Here is a 13184-nt window from a genome sequence, read left to right as displayed (position 1 = left end):
TTTAATGATGGGAGGTGAATCCATGAAGAAAATCATAATCCTTTTAATATTTATGCTCCTTTTTGTGAATACACCAGCTCTGGCCAACTCAATAGAGTCGCATAGCTGCGGGAAAGAAATATATAACGATTCCACACAAAAAAAAATAGAAAAGTATAAAGAGGAGGATGCATCCCTTGTTGAGTCGTATACGATTGATTTTATTAATTCAGCCTTAGGAGTTGCTGGGATTAATTCATTATCGACTTTAGTATTTGGTAATCCTCATTGTATCTGGAATGACACCAGTGACTCTACTCTTGTGTATGGAATTTTTACTCAGAAGGAATTTGACAAAATTATTACCCCTCTCACTGATTATATCAAAAGTGTTTTTTCAATCATTTTACTATTATCCATGCTTATATCATCTCTGAAACTTGCATTCAGTGGAGTAGGGGGAGCTCAAAGAGCAGAGTTCTGGGAGAAGGTAAAAATGTGGTTGGTTGTTACCGTTTTTATTTATTCTTTTGATCTCATAATCGAAACTCTTTTCTCCCTGAATGCAGGTATTTTAAGCGGTTTTAAAGGATTAATGGATTCTCATGGATTAAAATTTGATTCCCTTAGCATGATGACAAGCAATTCGAAATTCACCTTTACCGATATAGTAGTTTTTTTCGCTGAATGGATATTAGCTCTATTTATGAATTTCATTTATATCTTTAGAAAGATTATGATTCTTATGCTGCTAGTGTTGGGCCCGGTTGCCGGAATGTCATTAATGTTTAGTTCTACGAGTAAAATGTTTAATTCCTGGGTGAGAGATCTAATTGGCATTGTCTTTCTTCAAAGTTTTCATGGACTATTACTAACTATTTTCCTGTTATTTTCCACGCTGTTAAGCGGAGTAAATGGAACCGTCTTTAAAATGGTCATGTTAATAATGTTCATCCCATTAACGGGTATGATTACTTCTTGGCTTCATCTTTCAGATGCTAACTCTGCGATGGAAAAGACGGGAATGATGGGTGTTAAAACATTAGCCACAGCAGCTTCTCTTTCTAAATATATGAAGAAAGCGCCATCCCTTCAACAAAATAATATTAGTCATCAAGGCCGTACAAAAATTAGTGCTCTAGCGGATGGGAAGAATTCGAGACTATGGAGCGGGATGAAAAAAGGGGTTGGAGGTTTAGGTGGAGTGATTGGGGGGACCGCAGGTTTGGTGTTAGGCCCATCGGGAGCCGTACTAGGAATGAAAGCAGGGAGTGGATTAGCCGGGGGTCTTCTTCAGGGTTCACGAAATGTTGCAGCTTTTGGGGTGAATTCTAAAGGATTGATTGGTGACCTAAAAGATAATGGCGGAATTAAAAACACCTTTAACGATATTGGGAAGCGGAAAGAGTTTTTCGGCAATCTTGGTGAAACAGCTGGAGCATTGGTTGGAAAAGGGGAAGCAGGAAGAAATATAGGACATGCTTTAAGCGGGGTTTCTAGAAGTCGCTTACTTAATTCTCAAGAATTAGGAGGATTTGGTGGGCTTAGTCTGGACCGATTAAAAGATATGTATCCTGGGGCCGATTTAAAATGGATCCAAGATAACAAAGGCAGTGGCCTATATATGGATAAAGGTAACGATAACTTTGAAAGAATTAGTCCATTAGGAGAAGCAGATCCTTCACTGAAAAATGGGTCCTTTAGGGAAATCGGTTACCGCTTTAATTCACCTGAAGGACTAAAAGCCAATGGAGCTGGAGGGTATTCTCTACCTCAAAACCCGCTAAACAATCCGACCGGATATTTACAACAAACCACCGGTGCCATGTTAGGCGGTCCAAATAATTATAGATTAGTTGATTCATCTTTCGATACATCCCGGGTCAATCCGGATAGCTACTTCCAGGCAGGTTTAATGGATAGAAATAATCATCCTATTAGTCAATCAACTGGTGATAGAGTAGCAGACGGTATACAAAAAATGGGAGGATGGGTTCCTGCTAATCAAAACCGGCATAGAGGATTCTCTTAAGAAAGGAGGGATAGTTTGAACGATCAAAATAGTAATGATATAGGAAAACAAACCGCTGGCCAGATGGCTAATATCGGGAAGAGTGCTCTTAAGAACAAGAGGGTAAGAAACATGTTTGTTAAGGGCTTAAAGGCGCAATACAAGCTTTTAAAGATGGTTCTTCAAAAACTCATCCCTGCTATCATTAAGTCGGTTGTTGGTTTTATCGGTCCATACGCCTTCCTCATCATCTTACTGATTATCCTATTGTTGATTATTATGGAGAGCGTGGTTCAGTTTGATACGTTTGGCCGGGGAGGCGAAAGGAATGAAGCAGAAAAGCTGTTTGATCAAACCATAAAAGAAGTCATTGACGATCGCTCTGAAGAAGTCGGAAGTGACTTATATAGCGTATTGAGCTCTGGTCAAAGCCAGTCTCCTTATCAACCTGTTAATCAATCATACATAGCTCAAGTTTTAGATATGATCAGACCGAGTGATGCTATTCCTCCAGCATTATATTCCTATAAGTCTCTTAAATCTAAAACATATGTGCCTTGGCATAAAAAATATAAGAATCAGCCTATGAAAACAAAGGCGGATAGGCAGAAGGCCCATACCTATTTTTACAATGTAATCAATCAAGAAATCGATTATTACTTCAAGGATCCTACTATGCAAGTGGAATACGAGTATGGAACTTCTTCAGGGGAAAAGGTAATGACAAAGACCGTCACTACCTGTAAGCGGCCAGTGAATACGAATACAGATGGCATAAATGCTAAACCAGAAGATAAGGATGAGATTGAATACAAAATTGAAAGCAGCACGGCTTTTACAACGAAAGATTTGCCTAGTAGACAGGTTGTAACTGAAGCTAGTGCTATGTATGCAACCGCTTTTTTCTCCTATTCGTTAAGTACCGGTGATTGGGTAAAAGAAGGAACCCAATTAACTGAAGAATGTACTGTAGATACGTTTAAAAAATACACATTATATCAACTTGATGACTCAGGATCTCCAAACGTTTCATACAACGGAGAAGCTCTTCTCTCTTTTCTTATTGTCGATAATCCGGAAGGTATACTTGCCAGATTGGTGAAACCTAAAGACCTGGAATATGTGTTAGAACAGCTAAAAGAAATAGATGACACCTTCCCAAAATTCACAATCGATTTTGAAGGATTAATTGAGTGTTACTATAAAAATTTGATGAATGCCGCTTCGTGTATTGGGCCAAATTTAAAAGGATCAGCATTTAGCGGACTTGTCGGATCCGGCGGTGGTGGATGGTATCCGGAGGAATATAAAGAGCTATATGAACGAGCGGCTGCAGCATATAACGTGGATTGGTGGATATTAGCATCAATACATGCCCAAGAAACTGAGTTCAGTACAAACCCGGCCGCAACAGACCCAAGTAAGGGGTCAAGCGTTGGGGCTAAAGGCCACTTTCAGTTCATGGGATTAACCTGGCTCGGCTGGTCATACAAAGGCGGAAATGGACTTTCGGTTACTAGATTAGGAAATATAGAAGGGCCACTTAATCTAGTAGTTGATCTATTATCAAGTGTTCAGCAAATAAAGAAGCATGGTGGGTATGGGATTGATGCTAATAACAATGGTAAGGCCTCTCCCTGGGAACTAGAAGATGCCGCTTTTACTGCAGCGAATTACTTAGCTGCCAGCGGCTATAAAAAAGAAGATGAAGCTAAAATCAAGAAAGCTATTCGGAGCTATAACCATTCCAATTCCTATGTGAATGAAGTTTATAACCGAGGAATTATGTTTAAGAATGGTCTTCCAAGTGGCGGTTCCATTCCAGTTGCTGAAGGTAGTTTTACTTTCCCTACAACCGGCCGAATAACATCAGGATTCGGAAATCGATCAGGAGGAACTCATTATGGAGTGGATATTGGTGGCGGCGGAAGGCCTACGGTGCCTGTAGTTGCTGCTGCTGATGGTGTGGTGAGTAGATCTTATCTTTCTAGCTCCTACGGCAATGTTGTTTATATAAAACATAAAATAGACGGTGTTGAATTTGAAACGGTTTATGCTCATTTAGCCCAACGTGGATTAGCGCAAGGGAAAACCGTAAAAAAAGGTGATTTCATAGGTTATATGGGAAATACAGGTGAGTCCTATGGGAAGCATTTGCACTTTGAGATTCATCAGCCTAGTTGGAATGCAGGGAAATCGAACGCTAAGAATCCCTTATTATATATTCCAACTCCGCCTGAAAAATAATTTGAAGGGGATAGAAAACTATCCCCTTATGGAGGGAAATCTATGAAAAAGTTTGCATTCATAATCCTTTGTTTTTTAATGATCGGCACTCTATCAGCTTGTTCATTTGGGAAAGATGATGAAGCAAAGGTCAAGGTAACAGAAGAGAATAGGGCGTATCTTGAGGAGTACAATAAATCTCTGCAAGGAACAATTGAAGATATGAATAGCATTCTAGGAGTCTATAATAATGGACTTGATGGCATCTATACACAAGAGTATAGCAATGAGCAGTTTGCAAAAGTATTAAAAGAGCAAATTAAGGAATCTAATGCTCTTATAAAAAGTGTTGAAAGCTTGAACGTTAAACCAGAGCTATTTCAAGTCCACCAACAGTTGTTAGCTCTCGTCAATCGTTCTCATCAATTGCTCTTAAACACCATTGATGAAGCCAATAATCCTGATCAAGAAATTGCGAAGGATCCTTTTAGAGTAGAGTTCTTGGCTATCAAACAAGAACAAGCAGTAATAGCGAACGATTGGAAGGTCCTGGCGCAACAGCTGGTAGCAGCGGGAGAGAATCCTGAAGAATAACTTGAATTAAATGATAGATTGGGTATTTCACTAGAATCATAATTTACTATTAAATTTTTCTTTTACTTTTATGGGAAAGTAAGGGGTCTATATGAAAAAAATTGCTATAGTGTTCATCATTCTATTAGTAGTCTTTTTGGGGCTATTTATTTATAAAAAGATCACTACACCTGATATTTCAAATGTAGTTAAGGAAATGGATGAATCACTAAACATTGTCAAAGAGGAACAAGACACCGTAAACAGGAAATGGTCTGATTCGCCGGTAAGTAAAGAGTTTGTTGAATACTTAAATGACAGGTATTCAAAACCAGAGTCAGCTGTTGAATATTTATTTGCTGTGGCCATGTTAAATCAGGAAGACTTCTATCCTGATGCTTTTACACTCGAGCAATACAATGAGGATATCTTTGAAAATGAAGAACCCAATAAAATAAAACTTGTTAAAGAAATTATGAACCGTATTTCCAGAAATCGGAAACTGGAGTCAGTCGAAATGATTAAGAGTATGATGGTTTTTGAGAAGGATAGCCTCAGGGTGGTAGCGGATTTGAATTATTCTGATTTAGAAGAGCCCATAAGAATCAATGTGAAATTAAAAAAGCTGGAACAGCACTCTGATGATGAACACATCCATGAACATGAATCAAATTACTATTATATCGACTCTTCCGTTTGGGATCTCTTAGGAAGTATTGAAGGAGGGGAGTAAATGACAGGCGTTAATGAAGCAGTATGGACTGGAATAAGGTTACTTCAATTAGTATTTGTTCCTACTTTTGGGTTCCTATTTTTGTTTGCTTTATTCTATTTGCTGTACGCAGGAAAAAATCCTTTTAGGAAGAGGGCGGCTTACCTATTTTCTATTGGGGGAGCATTAGGAATGCTGCTAATCCTTTATCTTCCTCTAATCATTGCTTATATGAATGGCGATAGTTTGTTAAAAGGGAATGATAATAATCAGGATATTAGGTTTTTAATGGATTCTACAAGCTCCCAAGGCCATGAAGTTCACCATCTATTTAAAATATTTTTTGAACCTATGATCTTTATTGGAGCACTATTAGGAATAATATTCTGGCTAACAGCTGCCAAAAACCCTCCAAGAAAACGCATTGGAATGGCTATGGTATTTGGAGCACCAGTCTTTTGGGTAATTATGCAGTACTCGTTAGATATCTATCACTTTTTTGTCCCGCAAAGTTAGTAGAATGAGAGGTTTCTTTACTCAAAGTGAAGAAGCCTTTTTGTATTTTATTAATTTTAGTAAATGTTCCATAATATTCCTTGATTTGAAAAAAATTATAATATATAATCGAATCAATCAAGATACTAAATATCCAAGTTTTTTGTTGCGAAATTCCTACATATAGGGGTGAGCTCATGTCACCGGAAGAAAGAGACATATTATATAAATCCATTAGTCAAAAACTTACTCTGCCTTTCCCTAAGGGTTCGGTTGAAAATACGGAAACTCCTGGAAGAGCTTCTATACCTGTTCAAGCATATATTCAGAGATTAGAAGAAGCTGCAGGACCCTATTGGTCTTGGAGGTTATCTGGAGAACCAGTCATTTATCATCAAGATGAACAAATACTTGTAAAAGGTATTCTAAAAATACTTGATGTTGAGAGAGAGGGTATTGGATTTTCTAATTTTAAGACTTACCAAGATACGGGGAAGATCCAAAACCTTAAGAGTGCCATTTTATCGGCTGAAAGCGATGCACTTCGAAAAGCGTGTGATAAATATATGATGGGTTGGAAGGATTTAGCTCCATATAGAAAGTGGGCGAATAACCCGGCTGTAGGATTAACTGCTGATAAGGGAAATACTGCAGCTGTAGTTGTGGAGTCATCCGAGAAGTGTGTTAAATGTGGAAACCTTCTAACTTTAGAGGAACTAAAATTCTTGGAAGAGAACAATATTAGAATTAAATACTGTCGAAAAGATATACCGGCTCAATTATTAAAGAAGAGAGGGGATTAGAAATGAAAAAAATATATGCTACCTGCAATTTATGCCAACATTTTGATCCAAATAGAAGTACATGTAAATTAAATGGAGAAAGAGTCAATTCGATGGAATATGATATAGCAGCGGACTGTCAAAAGAGCGGCCGCTTTACGAGAGATCTAAATGTTATTCCAGATAGCTATCATATATTCCCATTGGGCGAAAATATCCCAAGAGGCTGGCAGCCAGATTTTAGCCGGCTACCTAAGGATAAAAACGGGGACCCACTTTTCGTAATGACAAAGAGAGGATATGAAAGGGCAGTACCGGCCGATCCAAACGTTAACTTGGTCAGCGATATGCTGGTTGGCGTTTCTCCAAAAATACTAACTTATCAGGGGCAGCGTGAAATGATCTTTGATCTGGGTATAGAAATCGCGTTGGAAGAAGCAAAAAAGGTGGGCGTGAAATTATCCATCTTACCTGAAGAAGAGAATTGGCCAGGGGTTCCTAAGCTAAAGCAGGCATACCTACACAAGCAAGGGAGATATCGAAACCCTCAGAATCAATGGCTTAGCGATGAGCCAATCGAAAGCTGGACCTGAAATGAATGAAGAAGTAAATAATACCAGGTCTAATCTTATTTATTTATTTTATAAGCTATTTACCTTCCATAAGAATAATGTGTGCATAGCTAAAAAATATAAGTTTGAAAAAAACATACTTACCTGGGACGGGGAGAATACATTAGAGTTCCATGGGAATTCTCATCGTATTATTGTTCAGGACCATAAGGTATTGTTAGATGATGACATCCAAGATTATTACCAAATCCCTTATGATTGGCTGCAGACATTAAAAATCAATTTAACTAATGACTCACATGATAAAAGTATTAACAGGTAGAGAGTTAAGCAGCCAAAACTAGATACTTAAGGTATAGGGCGTGATTGCGTTTGCATAAAAAAGGAGTTCTTCTTCCTCTAAAGATTCCAAAAAACTTTTACCAAGATTTAAATAAGATTAAGGGGAATGTATCCTTATCCCAAGCTCTATTAATAGGATTTTCCCAATATAAATGTGCTCCATTTGAAATAAGCGTCGATCGAACAATTGATAAAAGTGCGTCTGAATATAAGCGTCTATATCCAATGCAAAGTACTTCTCTTAGCATTCCCATAACAGAATATAGTGAGATTGGAGATATCGTTAATAATGAGAAGGACGTTAACTATAAGCTTCTTACTTTCCTATACCTGTTTAGTCAACACATTCAACCAGGCTATTATCATTCCTTTTTTGATCAGGAAAAGTTTGAACAGAAGTTTAAGTTTTGTGACCGAGATTATTATGCTGCATATCAATATTGTAAAGTGCAGGCTGGAAAGGATTCATTTGGCCAAAGGGAATATCAGCACTATCGATTAGGTAACCAGCCATCTTTATATAAAGTTCAGAAGAAATATGGAAGTTTTAAAGAATTTATTAAAAAAATGGAAATGTTTATTGAGGGAAAATATACAACATGATAATATTAATGTATAAGAAATTCATATAAAACCTATTGAGCTGGAAGAACCGCCAATACCCTGTCTAGGGGTTTGGCGTTTTTTATTATCTGGATATCCGATGTTGTTTTCATATAGAAAATCTATAAAGGGGAGAAGTGCAAATGAATGAAAAGGTGAAACGATTTTTATTAGCCAGTCCATCTAATTTTAAGATTGTTGGATTTATGGTGGGAATCCCAGAGGTAAATGTCCTTACAGGAGAACAGGGATTAGCAATAAATTGCCGAATCGCAAATAATGATGGCCAGGTAAATATTACGCCATTTCTCGAACAGGTTGAAGTAGTTAGATAAGAAGGGAGAGTCCTGAAGTGTATATGTATTTTCGTTCAGTTTGGATAAGCTTTATCATGCTTTCTTTGCTATTTATGTTTAAAGGATTCATCGAAAGCAATATCATTGCTTATGGGTTAGCTTGTATGATTATGGCTACATATATCTTTCACATATTTAGCACCAAAAGACAGTATGCATCTGCCAACTTGAAAGGCTATCTAGACTTTTCCGAGCTGCCTAAAACGGCTAGGATTGAAAATACATTATATGCTGCATTAGAGACTCTGATTGTTGTGGCTTTGTTAATAATCAACACTCATATTGAACTCTTATCAATAGTCCTATTCTTTATAGGTGGATCTTATTTGGTATTTATTCACTTAAGAAGAAATAAAGAAGAATACGACTTTTATAATGTAGGTGTAGTTAATTAGATTTATGATTCACATAGAAGGTGGTATGATGGAATATCATACCATATTTTTTGTTTATATTAATTGAAGGGAGATTTCTTCCAAGTTAGGAGCGCCAGCAGAATGAACAAGATACATTTTCGAGATCAGCAGCAAGTTATTATGGATTCCTTAAAGCAAGCTCAAAAGGAAGTTCTAATAGCTGTTGCTTGGTTAAACTTTGAGTTATATAGTGATATTTTTATTAGCCTTGCTGCCAGGAATGTGAAGGTAAAAATTGTAGTGAATGGTGATAAAAAGAATAGTCAACATGATTCCTGGATTAAGCAGTTAAAAGAAGCAGGCATCAAAATAAAACAATTACGTATGTGGTCCCCTAAGAATTATATGCATCATAAATTCTGTATTATTGATAAAAGGAAGCTGCTTATTGGTTCATTTAACTGGAGCAAAAATGCTAATAATAACTTCGAAAATTTAATGGAACTTTATGATGAGTCAATTATTAACCCTACTCGTGATGAATTTTCTTATCTATGGGGTTTGAATAAAAAAACTATTGAATTACAAAAACAATTGAAATGTCCGGCATGCAGAGAGAGAACCTTTAAACTTTTAATCGTTCACCTTAAGGCAGAAGATGATCATGAATACACTGAATGTAAAATTGTAAGTGTTTGTGGCTGTGAAGATAAATACGAAGATTTAGACAGGGAATATATAAATCCTTCTTTTTATCATTCTATCGTAAGCATTGCTGAATATTATAATGAGCAAACCGATCATCTTAGTGACTTTCCAGAACAATTAGCAATCCTTGAGGAAGAATATGACTATGATATAAAGAAATTTCTCCAACAGCTGCAAAGTCAATTTAGTATTCATGCAGTTGCTCTATTAGAATACAATAGTATCTCCATGGATGGAGAAGGAGAATGGAGCACTGAGGTAATCTGGAAGGACCGTTTTGCTTTTGGTATTAAAAGATCATTTGAAGGTTCTTTTGATCTAATCTAAATAAAGAGTAAGAGGACTTTCCTGTTTTTGGGAGAGTCCTTTGTTTTAAGTAAGTCATGGTGTTTTACGATCAATCATTTCCAAAAAATTTTAATTATATTCGTCCTTAATGAATACCAATTATAAAGCAGTTTTAAATAGTGTAACTTTGATTAGTACAACCTAGAGTAAACTTCTTATCTGAGTAATTGTATTTAGCCTCATGTGGTTTTAAGTAATTAAAAGGGTCAATGTGTGCATGGATAACATAAATATTTTAAATATTTCGGTAAATAGTCATATAGAATCTGGTTATTTTTGTATAAATCTAGGATTATATAGAAGAAGTTATAATATTTGTAAATTATTAATTTTATGAAAGGGGGATGTTTATTGTAAGAAAAAAAGGGATGTTAAATGTCATAAAATAAGGTAGATCAAACTCACTTCTTTTTAGAATTTAATCTAAAATTTAATAGGGATAATAGAAGATCAGTAAAAGTGCCAAGTCATTACTGTAACAGGTTTGTTAATGTAAAGGTACTAGAACTAATCCATTGAATTTTGTACATCATCTAATGTGAAGAAAGCTAATTAAGCTGGTTTAAACATAAAATGATGGTTTAATCAGTTATAGCATCAAACACTGTCGCATTCGTATAATTATTGAATTTTTTTGTTTGAGTTTGATAATAAAAAGGAGGTATTTTTTTATGGTAAAAAGAAGTTTCGTATTAATTATTTCAATTATTATAAGCATTACCACCGTGGGTTGTAGTAATGTCGCAAACAAAAATGATGAAATTAAATCAGAAACAGAACACCAGGTAAATAAATGGAAAGAGAGCCCTCTATTTGAATATGGAGGTTACACTATGATTGGAGAAGAAGGACGTTTAGGTTTTATCTACGATGACAGCGAGAATCTTAGGTTTTATCCAAATAAAACACAAAAGTATATGTGGCATTTTTGGGGAGATGACGAAGAGTTTAATGGAAACCTAAAAGTAATTGCTACTTATGAGAAAGAAGAAGAGAAAATAACAGTGGTAGAAGGTGGACTAGGTGGTGCTCATAACGGAGCAGACCGACATGCCCCCTCTAATATGTCATTACCAAAGAGTGGAATGTGGAAATTAGATGCCTATATTGGAGATAAACTTTTCGGAACGGTATTCGTTAAAGTTCATTAGGAATAATACGGCTCCCTAGGTGGGTTGTTCTTAATCATTTCTTCAACACTATTTATTTTTTGGTAGCGCTACTTAGCAATTTTTGTTAATAAATATTGTGGTGCCTGAGAACCAGAAAAGAAGAGTCCAAATGAAATCGTTTTTTTTTTTTTTGGTATTTATTCCTGCGTATATTTGTGAATTGTACTTTCTTGCTGTTTCTTTATTCTAGTCAATTAATACGTACGATCAGAAATACTTCCTTTCACATTTATTATAAGTGAAAAATAAGTAAAACCAAATATTACTTTAATATACCTTTAAGACCATTGATTACAAGAAAATTTCTTGAAGCAATGGTCTTTATCATATATTTATATATTCGTATATTATTATTATTTGTTCGATGTATATTAGGCATATCTATTTTGGAATTTATCTTGTTAATAAAAAAAGAACTTCTTTGCAAACAAATAATTGGAACAATCTAAATATTCACTTAAATAGTCATTTTGTATCAGGTAATTTTTGTATAAATATGGGATTATATATAAGAAATGATAATATATGTAAAATTTGAAGAAGGGGTGACTTAATGTCAGTTAACCAAAATAAAGTTGATCAAACACGGCCCTTTCTAGACCATTTAATAGAATTCAGAACAAGAATATTATTTACTGTAATTTCATTTTTTCTCATTTTTCTGATTTCTTATTTTACTGCCCCTTATTTTATAGATTTAATAAAGCAATCTGCAAAAACCTATCACATAAACCTAAATATTTTTAAAGTTACTGAATCAGTGAGTATTTATATGAAAGTTATGTTTTTCCAGTCTTTATGCGTCACTATTCCGATTTTAGTCTTTCAAATATATCTTTTTATAAAGCCAGCCTTGGAAAAAAGTATAAATAAAATTGTTCTTTATACACTTCCCGTAGTCTCTTTGCTATTTATGGTAGGAGCTCTAATCGGGTTAAAAATTTTTGTTCCTTTATTATTATCATTTTTTCTGAATGTTTCTGAAAACCTTTCCGTAGAAACTGTTTATAGTTTTACTGATTTTTTTACTTTTGTTTTTACTGTCTGTCTAATCTTTGGTTTTATTTTAGAATTACCAGCTATTTTAAGTTTTTTAACGTTACTCAATGTAATAACACCGCAAAAGTTGAAACAATATAGAAAATTTGCATATCCTCTATTATGTTTTTTTTCTGTTATAGTAACCCCTCCTGATGTTGTAACTGATCTCATTGTTATGATGATTTTGTTTATGATATATGAGATTAGTATTTACATATGCGATATTTTTTCAAGAATAAGAACTAGAAATATGGAGAAATTGATACCTAATGAAAAGGAGGTGACATAATGCTAGGTCAAATAGGGGTTCCAGGCATTATTATTTTACTTGTGGTTTGTTTAATTGCTTTTGGAACAAAAAACTTGCCTTCTGTTGGTCGAACACTCGGAGAGTCACTTAAAGAGTTTAAAGGAGCAGTGAGCGGGGATGAAAAACATCATAATAATATAGAAAAAAAAGAATCAATAATTGATGAACATATACTTAATAACAAAGAAAGGAAAGGTTAGATGGAGGCAATATACAATATTGGAATTTACTTTCTGTTAATGTACTTCATGATATCCTCTATTTCTAAAATATTAAACTTATCCCAGTTTTCAAATACTGTAATGGAATACAATGTGTTACCTGATAAATCTGCTAAATTATTTGGGATTCTATTACCGTTTATAGAGTTACTAGCATCAATTAGTCTTTTGTTAGACAGCACAAAGATATACGGATTGATGGCGTTAATATTCTTATTGTTTTGTTTTGGTTTTTCTGTAATAAGAGTAATAAAAAGTGGCAAAAAAATCACATGCGGTTGTTATGGTAAATTAATGGATTCAAAAGTTGATAATTTAACCCTTATCAAAATATTGTAACCGTCAAGTAGTTTTGAACACTTTTTGCTCATTAAGTT

15 protein-coding genes are annotated in these 13184 nt (G+C 35.0%); all 15 read left to right on the top strand.

The features are described from left to right. Positions 1-22 precede the first annotated feature (22 nt). The 15 genes from PBF_RS22220 to PBF_RS22145 all read left to right on the top strand — a co-directional run bounded on the left by PBF_RS22220 (position 23) and on the right by PBF_RS22145 (position 13146). The gene (locus PBF_RS22220) at positions 23-2011 is read left to right on the top strand and encodes a hypothetical protein (protein WP_035332890.1); all 1989 of its coding nucleotides are present in this window, start codon (positions 23-25) and stop codon (positions 2009-2011) included. Positions 2012-2026: 15 nt separating this feature from the next. Beyond that, positions 2027-4237 (top strand): peptidoglycan DD-metalloendopeptidase family protein, encoded by a 2211-nt coding sequence (locus PBF_RS26895; protein ID WP_051488990.1) that lies wholly within the window; start codon positions 2027-2029, stop codon positions 4235-4237. A gap of 42 nt (positions 4238-4279) precedes the next feature. Continuing rightward, positions 4280-4810: a hypothetical protein gene (locus PBF_RS22210; protein ID WP_035332888.1), complete on the top strand. Its 531-nt coding sequence runs from the start codon at positions 4280-4282 to the stop codon at positions 4808-4810. 91 nt (positions 4811-4901) lie between these two features. Then, a complete protein-coding gene (locus tag PBF_RS22205; protein WP_035332886.1) occupies positions 4902-5522 on the top strand; it encodes a hypothetical protein in 621 nt (206 codons plus the stop codon). Then, on the top strand, positions 5523-6017 hold the full coding sequence (locus PBF_RS22200) for a hypothetical protein (protein ID WP_035332884.1): 495 nt from the start codon (positions 5523-5525) through the stop codon (positions 6015-6017). It begins immediately after the preceding gene. Between the two features lie 176 nt (positions 6018-6193). Next, positions 6194-6799, top strand: a complete 606-nt coding sequence (locus tag PBF_RS22195; protein ID WP_035332882.1) for a hypothetical protein — start codon at positions 6194-6196, stop codon at positions 6797-6799. 92 nt (positions 6800-6891) lie between these two features. After that, entirely contained in the window at positions 6892-7371 is a 480-nt protein-coding gene (locus PBF_RS22190) for a hypothetical protein (RefSeq protein WP_152539725.1), read from the top strand. Positions 7372-7722: 351 nt separating this feature from the next. Beyond that, entirely contained in the window at positions 7723-8295 is a 573-nt protein-coding gene (locus tag PBF_RS22180) for a hypothetical protein (RefSeq protein WP_035332877.1), read from the top strand. Positions 8296-8438: 143 nt separating this feature from the next. Further along, positions 8439-8630 (top strand): hypothetical protein, encoded by a 192-nt coding sequence (locus tag PBF_RS22175; RefSeq protein ID WP_035332875.1) that lies wholly within the window; start codon positions 8439-8441, stop codon positions 8628-8630. Positions 8631-8647: 17 nt separating this feature from the next. Beyond that, positions 8648-9046 carry a hypothetical protein gene (locus PBF_RS22170; protein WP_035332873.1) on the top strand — a complete coding sequence of 133 codons (399 nt, stop codon included), beginning with the start codon at positions 8648-8650 and terminating at the stop codon, positions 9044-9046. Positions 9047-9148: 102 nt separating this feature from the next. Further along, on the top strand, positions 9149-10042 hold the full coding sequence (locus PBF_RS22165) for a phospholipase D-like domain-containing protein (protein WP_035332871.1): 894 nt from the start codon (positions 9149-9151) through the stop codon (positions 10040-10042). A gap of 692 nt (positions 10043-10734) precedes the next feature. Then, on the top strand, positions 10735-11214 hold the full coding sequence (locus tag PBF_RS22160; RefSeq protein ID WP_035332869.1) for a hypothetical protein: 480 nt from the start codon (positions 10735-10737) through the stop codon (positions 11212-11214). A gap of 574 nt (positions 11215-11788) precedes the next feature. Then, positions 11789-12565: a twin-arginine translocase subunit TatC gene (gene tatC, locus PBF_RS22155; protein ID WP_035332868.1), complete on the top strand. Its 777-nt coding sequence runs from the start codon at positions 11789-11791 to the stop codon at positions 12563-12565. Next, the gene (locus PBF_RS22150; protein WP_035332866.1) at positions 12565-12786 is read left to right on the top strand and encodes a twin-arginine translocase TatA/TatE family subunit; all 222 of its coding nucleotides are present in this window, start codon (positions 12565-12567) and stop codon (positions 12784-12786) included. The genes tatC and PBF_RS22150 overlap by 1 nt, the downstream gene beginning before the upstream one ends. Beyond that, positions 12787-13146, top strand: coding sequence for a MauE/DoxX family redox-associated membrane protein (locus PBF_RS22145; RefSeq protein ID WP_035332864.1), 360 nt, complete (start codon positions 12787-12789; stop codon positions 13144-13146). It abuts the gene before it with no gap. Positions 13147-13184 lie beyond the last annotated feature (38 nt).

The organism is Cytobacillus firmus DS1, assembly GCF_000565285.1.
GTDB lineage: Bacteria > Bacillota > Bacilli > Bacillales > Cytobacillaceae > Cytobacillus > Cytobacillus firmus_A.
The sequence above is the reverse complement of the archived record's forward strand: the minus strand, read 5'-3'. Positions and strand labels throughout refer to the sequence as shown.

What these genes read in the sequence shown, in the direction of transcription:
- PBF_RS22195 (WP_035332882.1), top strand. Translation starts at nt 6,194, where the DNA reads ATGTCACCGGAAGAAAGAGACATATTATATAAATCCATTAGTCAAAAA.
- PBF_RS22210 (WP_035332888.1), top strand. Translation starts at nt 4,280, where the DNA reads ATGAAAAAGTTTGCATTCATAATCCTTTGTTTTTTAATGATCGGCACT.
- PBF_RS22150 (WP_035332866.1), top strand. Translation starts at nt 12,565, where the DNA reads ATGCTAGGTCAAATAGGGGTTCCAGGCATTATTATTTTACTTGTGGTT.
- PBF_RS22220 (WP_035332890.1), top strand. Translation starts at nt 23, where the DNA reads ATGAAGAAAATCATAATCCTTTTAATATTTATGCTCCTTTTTGTGAAT.
- PBF_RS22205 (WP_035332886.1), top strand. Translation starts at nt 4,902, where the DNA reads ATGAAAAAAATTGCTATAGTGTTCATCATTCTATTAGTAGTCTTTTTG.
- PBF_RS22165 (WP_035332871.1), top strand. Translation starts at nt 9,149, where the DNA reads ATGAACAAGATACATTTTCGAGATCAGCAGCAAGTTATTATGGATTCC.
- PBF_RS22160 (WP_035332869.1), top strand. Translation starts at nt 10,735, where the DNA reads ATGGTAAAAAGAAGTTTCGTATTAATTATTTCAATTATTATAAGCATT.
- PBF_RS22175 (WP_035332875.1), top strand. Translation starts at nt 8,439, where the DNA reads ATGAATGAAAAGGTGAAACGATTTTTATTAGCCAGTCCATCTAATTTT.
- PBF_RS22145 (WP_035332864.1), top strand. Translation starts at nt 12,787, where the DNA reads ATGGAGGCAATATACAATATTGGAATTTACTTTCTGTTAATGTACTTC.
- PBF_RS22200 (WP_035332884.1), top strand. Translation starts at nt 5,523, where the DNA reads ATGACAGGCGTTAATGAAGCAGTATGGACTGGAATAAGGTTACTTCAA.
- PBF_RS22190 (WP_152539725.1), top strand. Translation starts at nt 6,892, where the DNA reads ATGGAATATGATATAGCAGCGGACTGTCAAAAGAGCGGCCGCTTTACG.
- tatC (WP_035332868.1), top strand. Translation starts at nt 11,789, where the DNA reads ATGTCAGTTAACCAAAATAAAGTTGATCAAACACGGCCCTTTCTAGAC.